Raw genomic sequence first — 17199 nt, forward strand, 5'->3', positions numbered from 1 at the left:
GAGGTCCTGACCTTAGTTCTTGGCGGTCGTCGCTGCGGTTGCAGCGGCGTCGGCCTCCTTCAGCGCTGCGGCGCATTCTTCGCAGCAGACCTCGACGGTTTTGCCGCCAAGTTTGACGCTGATAGCCTCGCGACCGAGTTCGCAGTCGCAGGCAGCGCATGTAGTCTTCTTCATCTGATGATCCTCCGGTTGATCGTCCCGCGACCGGGACAGGATCATAAGATCATCAAGGGGCCATCGGCGCTGTCCAAATCTTTAGCGATCGGCCGGCGCATCACCTCAGTCGCGCCAGGCGCTGAAATTCGGCGGGCGTCTGGCCGAAGGCCTGCTTGAAGGAGGCACTGAAGTGGCTGTGGCTCGAGAAGCCCAGATCGAGGCCGAGCGCGGTCAGATCCTCGTATATTCCAAGAAGATCAAGGGCGCGGGCAAGGCGCAGCCGCAGTTGATAGCGATAGAGCGGCGTCGCTTCCACCTGCTGGAAAACCTGGGTGAGGTAGACGGGCGAGACGCCGACTTCGTTGGAGATCTCGGCCAGGGTCCAGCGGCGCGCGAGATCTGAAGAGAGCACAAGCTTTGCCCGGTCGACGAGCTTCTGCCGTCCGGCGCTGGCGCCCGCTGCATGCGAGGTGCGCTCGCCTAGCGAGCGGCGCACGAGTGTCAACGCCAGTGTCTCGGCCTCAAGCGGCTCGGCTGCTTTCCGGTGCAGGCCATGGCGCAACAGCGCAACCAGGGCCTGCGCGCGCGGATCGATCCGGCGGCGCTGGCGGCGGAAGGAGAGGAGTTCGCCTGCCTGCACCTGCTCCTTCGGCGCAAGCTCTGCAAGAACGGATTCGTCGATCGCCAGATCGATGCAGGCATCGCCGCCTTCGACCGGATGACTGATCCGGTAACCCTGGCCGGCATTGAAGAACAGCATCTGGTTGGCTTCGGCCACCGCATCGTTGCAGCCGACATGGCGCATGAAGACGCCGCGATAGGGATAGACGAGGCTTGTCCTGTGGGCGTATTCCTCGCCGCTCTTGTGACGGCACTCCCCACTGCAGACGATGTCACGGATCGTCACGATCTTCGTCTTCAAGAGCAGGGCGGTTGATATCTGCGGCATCGAACCTTCCAGGTCTGATAGGCGGCGATACGGGGTTCGTCCTGGTTGCACGGTATCACACCTCAATAGCGTGAATAGACATGGACGTCGCTTTCGGTCTGGCCGCGCGAAAGACCGATATCCTTGAGCTGGTCGTCTGAAAGCTCGAGCAGGGCGTTGCGGTTGCGCCGTTCGGCCATCCAGCGCTCTGCCGCGATGAGGATTGCAAGCAGCCATGGCCGCGTCTCAGGCGAGGAACGGAACTGCCTCGACGGGATAAAGCTTGGGCCGCGCATGGTGATCCTCCATCCTTTCTGATTGGATGAAGGCAGTGAACCACCTGCGCGGCTTTCGCGCTGTCAGATTATTTAGCGATCGAAGGCGGCGCTACGCCTTTAGCAGCCATTCGTGCTCGCGCGCATTGTGGAACTTCCAGATGCGCTTCGGACCGGCCATCACGTTGAGATAGTAAAGGTCGTAGCCGTGGCAGGCAGCACAGGGGTGGTAGCCCTTCGGTACCAGCGTCACATCGCCGTCTTCCAGCACCATCACCTCGTCCAGCGAGCGGTCGTCGGTGTAGACGCGCTGGAAGCCGAAGCCCTGGGGCGGGTTCAGGCGGTGGTAATAGGTCTCTTCGAGGAAGCTTTCGTTCGGCAGGTCGTCCTGGTCGTGCTTGTGCGGCGGATAGGAAGACGTATGGCCGCCCGGCGTGATGACTTCGACGACCAGCAACGAATGCGCCGAGCTGTCGTCCTCCGGCATGATGTTGTTGACGTAGCGGACATTCGTGCCCTTGCCGCGCGCGAGTGCCGGATGCGTGCCCGGCGGGATGGCCTTCGCCTCGTAGGTGCCGCCACCCGGTGCCGAGCAGACGGCGAGTTCCAGATCGGTCTCGGCCGTCACCGACCAGGTCGATTCCATCGGGATATAAAGCGCATGCGGGCTACCCTCAAAGGGGCTCATGCGCTCGCCGAGCGTACCGAAATCCTTGGTACCGGCCTTCGCCTTGCCCTTGCCGCTCACCCAGACGAGGCAGACCTCGCGGTCGCCGGTCTCGCCGGCTGCAGTTTCGCCCGGCTTCAGCCGGTGGAGGTCGAAGCCCACATAGGTCCAGCCGGCATTCTCCGGCGTGACATGGGTGACGCGGCCGTTCGTGCCGTTCGGCTTGACCTTGAGATTGGGCATGGTCGTTTCTCCTTTTAAGCTGTGGGGGGCGGCCTGGCTCCGGTAGTCAACTCAGCCCTTGTCCAATCCAGCTTCCTTCGCAAGACCCTTCAGCGCCTTCAGCCCCATCGACTGATACTCGAACGGATTGCGCTTGAGCGGGTCCTGCTCGGCTTCGATAACCAGCCAGCCCTCGTAACCGTGGTCGGCGGCGACCCTAAGGACCGGCAGGAAATCGACGCCGCCCTCCTTGTCGCCGGGGACCGTAAAGACGCCGCGACGCACACCTTCGAGGAAGGAGAGCTTGTCACCCTCGACCTGATTGCGGATGGTTGGGCGGACGTTCTTCGCGTGGATATGGCGGACGCGGTGCATGTACTTCTTCGCGACGTCCACGGGATCGCTGCCGCCGAACCAGGCATGTCCCGTGTCGAGCAGCAGCTTCGTTGCCGGGCCGGTATTCTCCATCAGCTTGTCGATCTCGGCGCCTGTCTGCACGACCGTGCCCATATGGTGATGATAGACGAGATCGATCCCCTGATCGGCGCAATATTGCGCGATCGCCTCGATATCGGCGCCGAACTTCTTCCACTGATCGTCGGCGAGAGCCGGCTTGTCGGCGAGAGCCTTGCTGTCGTTGCCGTGGATGGCGTTCGACGTTTCGCAGACGATGCACACCTTGCAATCATTGGCCTTGAGCATGTCGAGATGCGGCTGGATCGCTTGTTTCTCGTCCTCGACACTGTGGTCGAGCAGGTTCAGCGAGTGCCAACCGGATACGAAGACGAGCTTGTGCGCGGCGAGCACTTTCTTCAGTTCGTGGCCGTCGGACGGCATCTTGTGGCCCTTCTCGATGCCGTCGAAGCCGATCTTCTCGCAATCGCTGAGGCAGTCCTCGAGCGTCAAATGCGCGCCGATCGTGCGGTCGTCGTCATTGCTCCAGGCGATGGGGTTGGTCCCGTAGCGGATCATCATTGTCTCCGGATATGTGATTTAGCGTTGATGCTTGCGCGCTTCGACATAGCTCTTGCGCGCCTTGTTGACCTGTTCGCGCGGGCTGACCTCAGGAACGGCGACATCCCACCAGTGACCGCCGGCTTCTGTCGTGATCAGCGGGTCGGTATCGATGACGAAGACCGAGGTACGGTCGTTCTTCTTCGAATCGGCAATCGCCCTCTCCAGTTCGGCAATCGAAGAAACCTTGACCGCGATGGCGCCCATGCTCTCGGCATGCGCCCGGAAGTCGATTTCCGGCATCACCTGGTGGTAGGAGTCCTTCAGCAGGTTGTTGAAGTTCGCACCGCCCGTTTCCATCTGCAGGCGGTTGATGCAGCCGTAGCCGCGGTTGTCGAGCAGGACGACGTTCACCTTGATGCCCATCATCACCGAGGTTGCGAGCTCGGAGTTCAGCATCATATAGGAGCCGTCACCGACGAGAACGAAAACCTCCTTATCGGGGTTGGCCATCTTGGCGCCGAGGCCGCCGGCGACCTCGTAACCCATGCAGGAGAAGCCGTATTCCATGTGGTAGCTGCCGGGGGCTGTTGCTGGCCACAGCTTGTGCATCTCGCCCGGCAGGCCGCCTGCGGCGCAAAGGCCGATCGCCTTATCCAGTTCGATCGAGCGCGTCACCGCGCCGATCACCTGCGCATCAGATGGCAGGGCGGCATTGGTGGAAGCCATCGCCTTGTTGGCAGCATCCGTCCAGACATTCTTTTCCTTCGTCGCCCTTTCGGTGAGTGCCGCCGGTGCCTTCCAGCCACCAAGCCCTTTCGACAGCGCCTTCAGGCCTTCGCGGGCGTCGGCGATCAGCGGCTGACCGTCATGCTTGTAGGCATCGTAGGCGGCGATGTTGAGGCCGAGGATCTTCAGCTTGTCGTTCTTGAACAGCGCCCAGGAGCCGGTCGTGAAGTCCTGGCAGCGGGTGCCGACGGCGATGATGAGATCGGTTTCCTCGGCAATGGCGTTGGCAGCCGAAGTGCCGGTGACGCCGACGGAGCCGAGCGCCAGGGGGTGGCGCTCGTCGATCGAGGATTTGCCGGCCTGGCTGACGACGACGGGAATGCCGTGAGCCTCGACGAAGGCTTCAAGTTCCTGCGTCGCCTGTGAATAGAGCACGCCGCCGCCGGAGATGATCACCGGCTTTTGGGCGGATTTGATCAGCGTGATCGCCGAGGCCAGTTCATCGGCGTCCGGCTGCGGACGGCGTATCGTCCAGACCTTTTCTTCGAAGAGGTTCTCCGGATAGTCGAAGGCTTCCGCCTGGACGTCCTGGCAGAGGGAAAGCGTCACCGGGCCGCAGTCCAGCGGATCGGTCAAGACCTGCATGGCGCGCTTCAGCGCGGTGATGATCTGCTCGGGGCGGGTAATGCGGTCGAAGTAGCGCGAGACCGCGCGAAAGGCGTCGTTGGCCGAAACCGTGCCGTCGCCCCAGTCCTCGATCTGCTGCAGCACCGGATCGGGCGCGCGGTTGGCAAAGACATCGCCGGGCAGGAGGAGCACCGGGATGCGGTTGACATGTGCGACGCCGGCTGCCGTCACCATATTCAATGCGCCCGGGCCGATCGAGGTCGTGCAGGCCATGAACCGCTGGCGGAAGCTTGCCTTTGCATAGGCGATCGCCGCATGCGCCATGCCCTGTTCGTTATGTGCGCGATAGGTCGGCAGTTCGCCGCGCACCTGATAGAGCGCTTCGCCGATGCCGGCGACATTGCCGTGGCCGAAGATCGCCCAGACGCCGCCGAAGATCGGCACCTTCTTGCCGTCGACGACAGTCATCTGCTTCTTCAGGAAATGCGCAACCGCCTGCGCCATCGTCAATCGGATCGTCTTGCCCATCGGGCACCTCCCAAATGCTCTTAATTAATGCAGGCCGCGGGTTTTCAACCAGGCCTCGGTCAGTCGGCGGAAGCGTCCGGCCATGTCGGCGATTGCTTCCTCGTCATTCATGTTGCCGGAGAGCCAGGCGCGCGCCGCATCGGCAAAAATGGTGCGGCCAACGGCAAAGCCTTTTACCGAAGGGGCGGCAAGCGTTGCCTCGAAACCCTTCACGAGCTCTTCGGCCGGCGCCTCCAGCCCGAGCAGCACGATACCGCGGCACCAGGGATCGTTCCTTGCGATCACGGCGTCGATCTTCCTCCAGGCAGCCGTCGAGGCCTGCGGCTCCAGCTTCCACCAGTCCGGCTTGATACCGAGCGCGTAAAGCTCTTCCATCGCCGTCGAGATCGTGTCGTTTGTCAGCGGGCCGTTCTTGCTGGCGATGATTTCCACCAGCAGTTCGCGGCCGACCTTGCGCGCGGCCTCGAAGAGTGTGCGCAGCTTCTCCTGCTGCTTTTTCTTTAGATCGGTCGGATCATCTGGATGATAGAAGCACAGGCACTTGATGCAGTGGTTGAGCGGCCATTCGACAAGCTGCGAGCCGATATCCTGGCTGAACTCGAAGCGCAGTGGCTTCGAACCCGGCAGTTCGACCGGCCGTCCGATCCAAGAGAAATTCCTGCTCGCCGCATCGAAGAAGGCGTCACGGCCGAACCGCTCGTCAATCAGCATGCCGTAGCCGACACGGCCGCCGGCAACGCGCGCGGCCGCTTCGACGGCCAGCCGCTTGAAGGCGACGATCTTCTTGTAGTCGACGCCCAGTTCGTCGCAAACGCTGGTGAGTTGTGACCGATGGTCGATGGCGAGCGCCATCAAAAGCGGAATATCGCCCTTGCGCGTCGACGCCCAGTGAATGTGGTTGATCGCCTCGTCCTTGCGTAGCGCGCGGTGCTCGCTGCCGTTCTTCAGGAAGAAATCGAGCTCCGCCCAGGTCGGATATTCCGGCGAGCAGAGCAGGCGGGAGACGGCAAAGGCGCCGCATGCATTGGCCCAGGTGGCGCAGGTCTTCAGCGGCTCGTCCTTCAGCCAGCCGCGCAGGAAGCCGGACATGAAGGCGTCGCCGGCGCCGAGCACGTTGAAGACCTCGATCGGGAAGCCCTGGCCGATGATGCCTGCTTCCAGATCGTCGGCAATCGGTCCGTCGTAGACGATGCAGCCCATCGCGCCGCGCTTCAGCACGATCGTTGCCGGCGAGAGGCGGCGGATTTCCTTGAGTGCGCCGAGCACGTCATCCGCGCCGGAGGCGATCAGGATTTCCTCCTCGGTGCCGACGATGAGGTCGCAATCCGGCAGCGTCTCCTTCATCTTCGAAGAGACGCGGTCGGACTTCACATAGCGCTCGAAGCCTTCGGCATGGCCGGCAAGCCCCCAGAGATTTGGACGGTAGTCTATGTCGAAGATCACCTTGCGGCCATTCGCTTTGGCGATCCGGATCGCCTTTCGCTGCGCAGCCTCGGTGTTCGGTCGCGAGAAATGTGTGCCGGACACGAGAACGGCGCGTGACGACTGGATGAAGTCCTCGTCGATATCGCCTTCGTCGAGCGCCATGTCGGCGCAGTCCGAGCGATAGAAGATCATCGGCGAAACGCCTTCTGCCTCCACCGCAAGCAGCACGAGCGCCGTCAGCCGTTCGTTGTCTGTCCGGATACCCTTAGTTTCCACACCTTCGCGCGCCGACTGCTCGATGATGAAGCGGCCCATCTGTTCGTTGCCGACGCGGGTGATCAGGCCGGACTTGAGGCCGAGGCGCGCCGTGCCGATAGCGATATTGGCCGGGCAGCCGCCGACGGATTTGGCGAACGAGCCGATGTCCTCCAGCCGCGAACCGATCTGCTGGCCATAGAGATCGACGGAAGAGCGGCCGATGGTGATTACATCAAGAGATGGCTCGGGCTGCAGATCCGGATTCGATTGTGCCATGATGTCCTCCCGCTAGATTCCTGCAGGACATTGCCGCCTGCAGATTTTGAATAATGAAACATTGGTTCCGAGTTTTTGTCAATTCGGAATATTTATTCCATTTTCTCTTTTGCGGTCTTGGGATGGTGCAGTTTGCGCCGACGCTCGGCGATCGCCACCGGCAGCGCCATCACCAGCGCCATGGAGGCGGAAAGCGAGCGGAAGCCGGCAAAGTCGGCTTCGGCAACCTCGAACCAGCAGGCGGCACGGGCCGCAAGCGGTGAGAAAGCCGAATCGGTGATCGCGACGACCGGCACGCCGCGATCGGCCAACCCTTCGGCCTGGCTGAGGCTGTCGGCAGCGTAGGGCGAGAAGCTGGCGGCGATCGCCGCATCCTTTGGCGTTGCGAACTGCACCATCTCCAGATCGACCCCATTCGGCGAAGCGACGATCTGGTGGCGGATGCCAAGTTTCGAAAGGGCATATGTCATATGCGCCGTGAGCGGATAGGAGCGGCGTTTCGCTATAAGATATATGGTGTCCGCCGCCGCCAGGATATCGACGGCCCTGGTGAAGGTCTCCGTCTCGACGGTCGCCGCCATGCGGTTGATGGATTGGGTGGCCGCGGCGATGAACCCTGAAAGCAGATTGGCATCTTCGTCACCTTCGGATTGCTCCAGCGTGGCAAGGCGCTCCTCGTAGCTCAGTGTCCGGTCGCGCAGCCGCTCGCGGAAAATACTCTGGAGATCGGAGAAGCCCTCATAGCCGAGGTGACGGGCGAGCCGCACCAGCGTCGACGGCTGGACGTCCGAAGCTGCCGCAATGCTCGCCGTCGTGCCGAAGGCAATCTCGTCCGGATTGCCGAGCGCAAAGGCGGCGACCTGGGCCAACCGCTTCGGCATGCTTGCCTTGCGCTCGATGATCGTGCTGCGCAGGCTTTCGAAATCGCGGGGCACGCGTACAACTCTCTTGGTGTCGTTATCCATGCAGGCGGCCCACAGAATGAAACAAATATTCCATATTGAAAAGCATAAATGATTTCGCTTTTTGATTCTAACTGTTTTTATTTCCCTTGGAATCACGGATTTTGAACAATATTCGGCATCGCCTGACGCAAATGATGCATCCGTGTCGCCCTTGTCAAAACGGTCCAAATATTCCAAAAATCACCCCGGACATAGTGGAGTGTACGGAAAATGAAACCACTCGGCATCGGTTTGATCGGCACCGGTTATATGGGCAAGTGCCACGCGCTGGCCTGGAATGCGGTGAAGGCTGTGTTCGGTGATGTCGAGCGTCCAAGGCTCGTGCATCTCGCCGAAGCCAACGCAGACCTCGCCAAATCGCGCGCCGCCGAATTCGGCTTCGAAAAGGCGACGTCCGACTGGAAAGCGCTGATTGCCGATCCGCAAGTCGACGTCGTCTCCGTTACCACACCGAACCAGTTCCATGCCGAAATGGCAATCGCGGCGCTTCAGGCCGGAAAACATGTGTGGTGCGAAAAGCCGATGGCTCCAGCCTATGCCGATGCGGAGCACATGCTGAAAGCGGCGAGGGCTTCCGGCAAGGTAGCCGTTCTTGGATACAACTATATCCAGAACCCGGTCATGCGGCACATCAAGACGCTGATCGGTGAGGCTGCGATTGGCGCCGTCAACCACATCCGCGTCGAGATGGATGAGGATTTCATGGCGGATCCGGAGGGCTTTTTCTATTGGAAGAGTGAACTGTCTTCAGGTTACGGCGCGCTTGACGATTTCGCCGTGCATCCGCTTTCGCTGCTCTGGTATCTCTTCGGCCACGTCGAAGCGGTCATTACCGACATGGTGAAACCGTTTGCCGACCGTCCGCTCATGGAGGGCGGTCGCCGTGCGGTCGAGAATCACGATGGCGCAAACGTCCTGATGCGCCTTGGCGGCGGCATCTCCGCCGTACTGATGGCAAACCGTGCCGCCTGGGGCCGCAAGGGCCGTATCGCACTGCAGATTTTTGGATCGAAAGGATCGATCGCCTACGATCAGGAACGCATGAACGAATTCGAGCTCTATCAGGCAGACGACCGCGGCACCGAGCAGGGCTTCCGCAAGATCCTCGCAGCGCCCGCCCACCGGCCGTATGACCGCTTCATTCCCGCGCCTGGCCATGGCCTCGGCTTCAACGACCTGAAGATCATCGAATGCCGCGAGCTGATCCGCGCCATTTCCGGTCAGCCGTCGTCCTTGGTCACGTTCGAAGACGGTCTCAGGATAGAGAGGTCGGTGCATGCCATGGCACAGTCCTTCCACGAGCGCCGCTGGATCGAGATCGGCTGACGGGCAATATCGCTTCCTGTTGACGGCGCCAAGGGCGGGGGCTACGTCTCGCCTCTATAATAACGCTGCTTCTGGGAGTGGGATCGTGACGGACAGACTGGTAATCATCGGTGCGGGGCAGGCGGGCTTCGCGATGGCCGCAAAGCTGCGCGCGCTGCACGACACCCGCCCAATCACCATTATCGGCGCCGAGGACGTTCTGCCCTACCAGCGGCCGCCGCTTTCGAAGAAATACCTGCTCGGCGAGATGACCTTCGACCGCCTGCTGTTCCGCCCCGAGCACTGGTATCCGGACAATAATGTCGAAATCCGCCTCGCGACCTGGGTCGAGCAGATCGACCGCGACAAGAAACAGGTCGCGCTGCAGGACGGCTCGATCCTTGACTACGGCACGTTGGCGCTGACCACGGGTTCGGCGCCGCGCAGGCTGCCTGCAGCCGTCGGCGGCGACCTCGACGGCGTCTATGTCGCCCGCGACAAGCGCGATGCGGACCTTCTCGCCGACGAGATGCGGCCCGGCCGGCGCGTCCTTATTATAGGCGGCGGTTATATCGGTCTCGAAGCGGCAGCCGTTGCGCGCTATCGCGGCCTCGAAGTGACCGTCATCGAAATGGCCGACCGCATTCTCCAGCGCGTTGCCGCCAAGGAAACGGCCGATATCATCCGCGCGATCCACGAAAGCCATGATGTCGTGATCCGCGAAAAGACCGGGCTTAAGCGTCTCGTCGGCAGGGATGGGCATGTTTGCGGCGCTGAGCTCTCTGACGGCTCGGTAATCGAGATCGATTTCGCCATCGTCGGCATCGGCGTCGTGCCGAACGACCAACTGGCCAAGGAAGCCGGTCTTGACGTTGCGAACGGCATCCTCGTCAACGAATTCGCCCGAACCTCGGACACGTCGATCTTTGCCGCCGGCGATTGCGCCGTGCAGCCCTGGCAGGATGGGCGGATAAGACTCGAATCGGTGCAGAACGCCGTCGACCAGGCTGAAGCCGCCGCTGCGGTCATCGTCGGCGGTGACGCGCCCTATGACCCGAAGCCGTGGTTCTGGTCCGATCAGTATGACGTGAAGCTGCAGATCGCCGGCTTCAACCTCGGCTACGACGAAACCCTTTTGCGCCGCGGCGCCCGCGAAGGCGCGCATTCCGTCTGGTACTTCAGGAACGGCCAGTTCATCGCCGTCGACGCGATCAATGACGCAAAGGCCTATGTGACGGGCAAGAAGCTGCTGGAAACAGGAATCAATCCCGACAAGGCCGTGCTGGCAGACGCCGCCGCCGATCTCAAGCAGTTGCTGGCTTAAGATCACAGCATTGTTTTCTTCCCGGGTGGAAGCCGAAAAAGCGCTTGCTTCACCTGCCGAATGACTCTATCAGGGCTCCCACCGGAGAGGTGGCCGAGTGGTCGAAGGCGCTCCCCTGCTAAGGGAGTATACGTCAAAAGCGTATCGAGGGTTCGAATCCCTTCCTCTCCGCCACGAAACTTTTGTCCGACCCGGAGACATAGGTAACGATCTTACCTAAGTGTAGTGCATCCCGATTTTTGGCACAGAAATTGGTAGCAGCTCTCCGTTAGGAGGACTGATGAGCACGGAATTCGGCGCGAAGCCGATGCGTCTTGAACCTCAGCCCCTGCATTCGCCAGCCCCGTTCCACGGGTCCGGAGCACATGTGGCGTCACATTGTCCCCCAGCTTTGCTCGGCACGAACCGCGCGAAAAGCCTTGTATGGTTTGATCACCTTGGCGCCGTAGTCGTTGATGACATGCAGCGCGGGCATCGGCTTGTAAATCTTCTTGTCCGCCCCCGCGTCAGTAGCGCAGGAAGGTCACAAGTCGGGGAGGGATTGCTCCCGGTGGCTTGCAGACGCGCTCCCTAAGCCTTCCGGTAGAAAATACCCGCGTCAAGTTTGACCCTGCCGTGGGATGTTTGGCATCCATTGCCGCCTGACCATCGCCGACAATCGCGTTCCGCTCTAAACTCAGCCAGTCTCTTAGGTCGGAGGAAAATCACAAAACGGGTTTGATCTGCTCTCGGCCGATACGCATCCCGGTAAAATCGAATCCCCCGCGCCAGAATCGCCTGAAGAGAATCAATTCTCATCCGGAAGTGATTCCTGCGGTGAAGCATCGTCAATTCGGATGCCCCCTCATCCACGGTCGCATTGCGGGGCGGTCATAAAAGCCGCCGAATCTGGCTGGAAATTGGTATCAATGCGGCACAGGATGCGTCGTGCCATACATGTGAGGCGATGCTAAACCCCTGCAAAACCGGCAGTTTCTTAACAAAGCATAAAGAAATGCGGCGGCGCCTGCCCAACTTGTGGCCTTTCAGCAACAGGACGGCGGTAAGGCTGATGCAAATACCACAAACGAGTAAGTTGGTGATTGCGTGACAGGCGCGGTCTTGTATTTTCAACCTCGGAAGCGAGGGCGGTTGATCGTCCGACTTCTTGAAACATGGGGATGGGGCAGGGAACGCTGCTCAAGGCGAAAAATCCCAGACCCGATCGAAACTTTGAATTGGAGGTCACTATGAACATCAAGAGCCTTCTTCTCGGCTCCGCTGCTGCTCTCGCAGTAGTTTCCGGTGCTCAGGCCGCTGACGCTATCGTCGCTGCTGAGCCGGAACCGGTTGAATACGTTCGCGTCTGCGACGCCTACGGCACCGGCTACTTCTACATCCCGGGCACGGAAACCTGCCTTAAGATCGAAGGTTACATCCGCTTCCAGACCGACTTCACGTTCGGCGACCTCGCTGACAACGGCGGCGGCGAAGACTGGTCGGCTCGTACCCGCGGTCAGGTTGCCTTCACGGCGAAGAGCGACACTGAATACGGTCCGCTCACCGGCGTTATCGTTTATCAGGCAAACTTCCGCCCGAACGGTGTTGCCAACAGCCAGGATGATCAGAACGACACGGTTATCGATGAAGCCTACATCGATATCGCCGGCTTCCGCGTTGGTAAGTTCGTCAACTGGTGGGATGCTGACTTCTCCGGTGAAACCGAAGTTATCAACAACAACACCAACTTCAACGCGATCCGCTACCAGTACGACTCTGGCGACTTCTACGCCGGTATTGCTGTTGAAGAGCTGACCCGTACGGGTCTGGGTCAAGACAACGGTGGCAACAACGTCGGTATCGACGCTGCTGTCGGCGGCAAGTTCGGCGCCATCAGCTGGGAACTTCTCGGCGGCTACGACCTCGACCGCGCCGATGGTGCTGTCCGTGGCATCATCTACGCAGACATCGGTCCGGGCACCTTCGGTCTCGCCGGTGTATATGCGAGCGGCCCGAGCGACTACTATGACAACGGCGAATGGGCTATTGCTGCTCAGTACGCTGTCAAGGCAACTGACAAGTTCACCATCACCCCGGCTGTTCAGTACACCGACAACATCGACATCGACGCAGACGAAGATTTCGACGGTGGCAGCGAATGGCGCGCTGGCGTCACGCTCGACTACGAAATCGTCGAGAACCTGACGACGAAGGTGACGGTTAACTACATCAGCCAGGACCACGACAATGGCGATGAAGACGAAGACGGCGTAACGGGCTTCTTCCGCCTGCAGCGTTCGTTCTAATCTGATCTGACTTCGGTCAAATCGGGAAGCCCGGCTTTCGAGCCGGGCTTTTTGTTTTGCGGGTGTCTGCTTCCGATGGCCCTGAGACGGATGCCATTAGAGGTCGCGGAGAAAGCGACGGATTTCCTCCGCCACATCATCGAGATGCAGCAGCGGCGCATGTCCCTGACATCTTGCTGTGAACTGCCGTGCTGCCGGATGCCGCCGCAGCATCTCTTCGACCGTTGCCTTTGACAGCAGTTTTGAAGTCTCGCCGCGGATAACCAGCAGCGGTATCGCCGCCATTGCGTCGAACGGCGTCCAAAGATCCGGCAGCGGCTTGCTGAAATCGGCAGCGATCACGGCTTCGGCGATGGCCGGATCGATATCCGTGACCAATCCATCATCGGTTTCGCGATAGATTGCGTAGGCCATTCCGCGCCAATCGCCGGCGGAAAGAGCGGAAAATTCCGCCTCGTGCAGTTCGCGAAGCAATCCGGCCGCATCGTCCCAGTCACGAGGCTTTCGCGGATTTGCGAGATAAGCTTGAATATGCCGAAGCCCTTCCAGTTCGAGCACCGGGCCGACATCGTTGAGCACCACGGATGCCAGCAGTTCGGGCTTCATCTCGGCGATGAGATGCAGAATCAGTCCGCCACGTGACGTTCCGATGAAGACGGCTTGGGTGATGCCGAAGGCGGCGCAGGCGCTCAGAACGTCGTTTGCTTCCACGCCGAGATTGTAATTCTGCTTGTTATCGTCCCACGCCGAGCGGCCGCGTCCGCGATAGTCGAGCGCGATCACGCGTCTGGGACGCTCCGGGTCCTTCGAGAGGATCAGCGCAAGCTGATGAAAGTCGCGGGAATTGCGTGTCAGGCCGGGAAGGCAGATGACCGGTGGGCAGACGGATGCCGACCGATTCCCGGCTCCATAGTCGCGGGCATAGAGCTTGAGCCCGTCGGCTGACAGGTATGTCTTTTCCTCGAAGCCTTCTGCGGTGCTTGAAAACATTGCGATTTCCCAGTTGCGCTCAGGAAATCTAACCTGCTTCAGCCTCAAAGCAAATCGATCAGGATGAAGACCGCCCGCCGATCAGGTCGCGCTCGATATCCGGCGACTGCCCGAGCCGCGCCTTATAGACCTCGTAATTCTCCATCACGCGCTGGACATAGTTGCGCGTTTCTGGAAAGGGGATGCGCTCAATCCAGTCGACGATTTCATTGATGGATTTGCCGCGCGGGTCGCCGTAGCGGCTGATCCATTCGGGCACGCGCTTCGGCCCGGCATTATAAGCGATAAAGGTCAAGATGTAGGAGCCGCCGAAGGCGTCGATCTGTTCGCCGAGATAATGCGCGCCGAGCGTGGCGTTGTAGCCGGCGTCCGCTGTCAGCTTGTCGGCTGAATAGGTGATGTTGTGGCGCTTGGCGACTGCCTTGGCGGTCCCGGGCAAAAGTTGCAGAAGGCCACGGGCGTTTGCGGACGAGACGGCGGCGGGGTTGAAAGCGCTTTCCTGCCTTGCAATGGCATAGGCGAGCGCCTTGCCCGAGCCGGAGATATTCGCGTTCGCGGGAATGACGCCGACAGGGAAGGCGAGCGCTGCGACATCGATCCCGCGCGCATACGCGATCTTGCCGACCTGCAGCGACAGGTGATGGTTGCCGGAGCCTTCCGCCTGCGCCGCCAGGATGGCAAGTTCGCCGGCACTTTGAAGCTGCTCGGCGAGCGCCAGGTAAAGGCTTGCCGCACGCCAGCCATGACCTGCGGCCTCAAGGCGCGAAATCGCCTGAACGGCTTCGCGGGACTGGAGGCGCTGCCGGTCTTCTTTTGTGGGCGACGGATAGGACACGTTGAGCGTCTTGCGACCCAGCCGCTCAGCTGCGAGCTGACCGTAGAAAGTGCTCGGGAAGTTTGCTGCTTTTGCGTAGAAATCGCTGGATTTGCCCGCCCCGCCGGCTTCTGCGGCACGGCCCAGCCAATACCAGGCCCGCGAAACGGAAATCGGACCGTTCGAAACCTGAAGAATCTTGCGGAAATGCGTCTCGGCCGTCGCCGGATCCTGCAGTCCGCGCAACGCGTACCAACCGGCGTGGAATTCGGCTTCGACAATATCTGCCGCGTTCGTCGCGACGTGGTTGGCGACGACGCGGTAGGCGGCCCTGAACTGGCCCTGGTCGACGAGGCCGCGGCTGACGATGCGCTGCTCGTTCCACCATTCGCCGGAATTCAACAGTTCATCGCGCGCCGAAGGCATTTGCGCCAGAAGCTTGGCGGCTTCGGCATATTTGTCCTGCTTGCGCAGGTACTCGATGCGGGCAAACAGATAGCCCGGGTCATTCGACCATTTGCCATCGACAGCATAAAGGAGCGTGCCGGCATTGGCCGCCTTGCTCGCGACCGCCGACCATGCCTCGTAGAGGGACTGCGCCTGGCCCATGTCGCCGAAGCGCTTGGCCTGCGCGGTCCGGCCGCGATACATCAGATATTCCATGCGTGCCTTGTGGTCGGCGGGGCCGAGCAGTGCTGAGAACTCCGCCAGGATCTTGTCTTCGGTCTCCTTGTCGAGTGCTTCGCTGCGCCAGACCTTGCGGATATGTTTCGCGGCCTGTGTTTGTCTGCCGGCAGAGACCAGCGCTCGCGAGAGGATCATCGCGCCTGGGGTCGTTTCCGGTGCGGTGTCGCCGAAAGCCGCAAGGATTGCAGCCGGGTCCGGATTTTCGTCGTAGAGTGCGCGCTCGGAATAAGCGCGCAGCTTGGTAAGTCCCGGCCACCCTTTGAGTTCCTGTGCCGCGCCTGCGATCTCGTAGGAGGGCACGCCCTTGATGCCGGAAACGGCAATCGCCCATGTCAGAATATGCCGGTCGAGGGTGCCCTTGGCCATACCGTTGCGGATCGAGATGGCCTGCTGCGCATTCTTGCCGGAAAGCGCGTCTAATCCGGCCTTCAGGTTTCCGCTGACGGGCGCGACGGTCGTGTTGCGCGGGATGGCGCCGGTCATGATCGATTCAGGCAGCGAGGTTTGCGGCACGAAGCCGATCGGCCCTACCTCGGGTACCGGAGCGCCCGTGTCAGGCAGCGGCGAGGCGGCGCTGCTCCACGCGGCGGCCGCAAGGCCGAGGGTGGAGAGGATCAACACAGCTTTTTTCATCCGGGATACTCGTCAGGAAAATATGCCTCGAGTTTCGCAACAGGCCTCTTAATGAAACCTTACCGAAACCGGTAAAATTCGTTCACATTTGATGTCGGAATTTGCCCTAAACCGATCCATGCGCGCTTGTCGCGGCGATTTCGCCGCTTTATGGTGCGCAACCTATATTCAAGGAATGCGGCTGAAGCGTGGATATCGGCCGTGAGGAGTTGCGCATGTTTAAGGGATCCATTCCCGCTCTCGTCACCCCCTTCACTGATGCCGGACTGGTGGATGAAGCCTCCTTCGCTTCCCATGTCGATTGGCAGATCAGGGAAGGCAGCAGTGGTCTCGTTCCGGTCGGCACGACCGGCGAGTCTCCGACGCTGTCGCATGGCGAGCACAAACGGGTCGTGGAAATCTGCATCGAAGCGGCGGCCAGGCGCGTGCCGGTCATGGCGGGTGCCGGCTCGAACAATACGCGCGAGGCGATCGAGCTTGCCCAGCATGCCGAAAAGGCGGGCGCCGAAGCCGTGCTCGTCGTCACGCCTTATTACAACAAGCCGACCCAGAAGGGCCTGATCGCGCACTTCTCGGCCATCGCCGAGGCTGTCAGGCTGCCGATCTATATCTACAATATCCCCGGCCGCTCGGTGGTCGACATGACGCCGGAAACGATGGGCGCGCTTGCCAAGGCGCATTCGAACATCGTCGGCGTCAAGGATGCCACCGGCAAGATCGAGCGCGTTTCCGAACAGCGCATTACCTGCGGCAAGGATTTCCGCCAGCTCTCGGGCGAGGATGCAACGGCACTTGGCTTCAACGCCCATGGCGGTGTTGGCTGCATTTCGGTAACTGCGAATGTCGCGCCGCGTCTTTGCGCAGAATTCCAGGCGGCAACGCTTGCCGGCGATTACAATAAGGCGCTCGAATATCAGGACCGCCTGATGCCGCTGCACAAGGCGATCTTCCTGGAGCCGGGCCTCTGCGGCGCGAAATACGGCCTCTCTAGGCTCGAACGCATGAGCCGCAACGTGCGCTCGCCGCTGATCTCCATGCTGGAGCCGACGACAGAAGCGGCAATCGATGCCGCGATGCGTCACGCCGGTCTGCTGAACTGAGCGAAGCTGGAAGACGGGTTGCGTCCGTCTTCACAAGTTTCGGCTGTTCCC

14 protein-coding genes and 1 tRNA gene are annotated in these 17199 nt (G+C 60.9%); 5 read left to right on the forward strand and 10 right to left on the reverse strand.

Features of this window, described 5'->3' with window-relative positions:
* Window positions 1-12 precede the first annotated feature (12 nt).
* The 8 genes from RGR602_RS06245 to RGR602_RS06280 form a co-directional block, all read right to left on the reverse strand.
* Window positions 13-174 carry a hypothetical protein gene (locus RGR602_RS06245; protein ID WP_166677406.1) on the reverse strand — a complete coding sequence of 54 codons (162 nt, stop codon included), beginning with the start codon at window positions 172-174 and terminating at the stop codon, window positions 13-15.
* A 100-nt stretch (window positions 175-274) separates the two neighbouring features.
* Window positions 275-1105: a helix-turn-helix transcriptional regulator gene (locus tag RGR602_RS06250; RefSeq protein WP_039844397.1), complete on the reverse strand. Its 831-nt coding sequence runs from the start codon at window positions 1103-1105 to the stop codon at window positions 275-277.
* 62 nt (window positions 1106-1167) lie between these two features.
* Window positions 1168-1380, reverse strand: coding sequence for a DUF1127 domain-containing protein (locus RGR602_RS06255; protein ID WP_039844398.1), 213 nt, complete (start codon window positions 1378-1380; stop codon window positions 1168-1170).
* 91 nt (window positions 1381-1471) lie between these two features.
* On the reverse strand, window positions 1472-2269 hold the full coding sequence (iolB, locus tag RGR602_RS06260; protein WP_039844399.1) for a 5-deoxy-glucuronate isomerase: 798 nt from the start codon (window positions 2267-2269) through the stop codon (window positions 1472-1474).
* Window positions 2270-2320: 51 nt separating this feature from the next.
* A complete protein-coding gene (gene iolE / locus RGR602_RS06265; protein WP_039844400.1) occupies window positions 2321-3220 on the reverse strand; it encodes a myo-inosose-2 dehydratase in 900 nt (299 codons plus the stop codon).
* Between the two features lie 21 nt (window positions 3221-3241).
* Window positions 3242-5086 (reverse strand): 3D-(3,5/4)-trihydroxycyclohexane-1,2-dione acylhydrolase (decyclizing), encoded by a 1845-nt coding sequence (gene iolD, locus RGR602_RS06270; protein ID WP_039844401.1) that lies wholly within the window; start codon window positions 5084-5086, stop codon window positions 3242-3244.
* A 24-nt stretch (window positions 5087-5110) separates the two neighbouring features.
* Window positions 5111-7045 (reverse strand): bifunctional 5-dehydro-2-deoxygluconokinase/5-dehydro-2-deoxyphosphogluconate aldolase, encoded by a 1935-nt coding sequence (locus RGR602_RS06275; RefSeq protein WP_039844402.1) that lies wholly within the window; start codon window positions 7043-7045, stop codon window positions 5111-5113.
* 92 nt (window positions 7046-7137) lie between these two features.
* A complete protein-coding gene (locus RGR602_RS06280; RefSeq protein ID WP_039844403.1) occupies window positions 7138-8010 on the reverse strand; it encodes a MurR/RpiR family transcriptional regulator in 873 nt (290 codons plus the stop codon).
* A 210-nt stretch (window positions 8011-8220) separates the two neighbouring features.
* On the opposite strand from RGR602_RS06280, the gene RGR602_RS06285 reads away from it, so the two are divergent.
* From RGR602_RS06285 to RGR602_RS06300, 4 genes are all read left to right on the forward strand, one after another.
* On the forward strand, window positions 8221-9336 hold the full coding sequence (locus RGR602_RS06285; protein WP_039844404.1) for a Gfo/Idh/MocA family protein: 1116 nt from the start codon (window positions 8221-8223) through the stop codon (window positions 9334-9336).
* An 85-nt stretch (window positions 9337-9421) separates the two neighbouring features.
* Complete coding sequence (locus RGR602_RS06290) at window positions 9422-10639, forward strand: NAD(P)/FAD-dependent oxidoreductase (protein WP_039844405.1); 1218 nt, start codon at window positions 9422-9424, stop codon at window positions 10637-10639.
* An 83-nt stretch (window positions 10640-10722) separates the two neighbouring features.
* Window positions 10723-10813, forward strand: a tRNA-Ser gene (locus RGR602_RS06295).
* A 1055-nt stretch (window positions 10814-11868) separates the two neighbouring features.
* Window positions 11869-12924, forward strand: a complete 1056-nt coding sequence (locus RGR602_RS06300) for a porin (RefSeq protein ID WP_039846692.1) — start codon at window positions 11869-11871, stop codon at window positions 12922-12924.
* Window positions 12925-13020: 96 nt separating this feature from the next.
* Here the strand turns inward: RGR602_RS06300 and RGR602_RS06305 are convergent, their stop codons facing one another.
* Window positions 13021-13914 (reverse strand): alpha/beta fold hydrolase, encoded by an 894-nt coding sequence (locus RGR602_RS06305; RefSeq protein WP_039844406.1) that lies wholly within the window; start codon window positions 13912-13914, stop codon window positions 13021-13023.
* Window positions 13915-13972: 58 nt separating this feature from the next.
* Window positions 13973-16048 carry a lytic transglycosylase domain-containing protein gene (locus tag RGR602_RS06310; RefSeq protein WP_039844407.1) on the reverse strand — a complete coding sequence of 692 codons (2076 nt, stop codon included), beginning with the start codon at window positions 16046-16048 and terminating at the stop codon, window positions 13973-13975.
* A gap of 215 nt (window positions 16049-16263) precedes the next feature.
* On the opposite strand from RGR602_RS06310, the gene dapA reads away from it, so the two are divergent.
* Window positions 16264-17148: a 4-hydroxy-tetrahydrodipicolinate synthase gene (gene dapA / locus RGR602_RS06315; RefSeq protein WP_039844408.1), complete on the forward strand. Its 885-nt coding sequence runs from the start codon at window positions 16264-16266 to the stop codon at window positions 17146-17148.
* Window positions 17149-17199 lie beyond the last annotated feature (51 nt).

Origin of the sequence: Rhizobium gallicum bv. gallicum R602sp (assembly GCF_000816845.1) — a bacterium.
Taxonomy (GTDB): domain Bacteria; phylum Pseudomonadota; class Alphaproteobacteria; order Rhizobiales; family Rhizobiaceae; genus Rhizobium; species Rhizobium gallicum.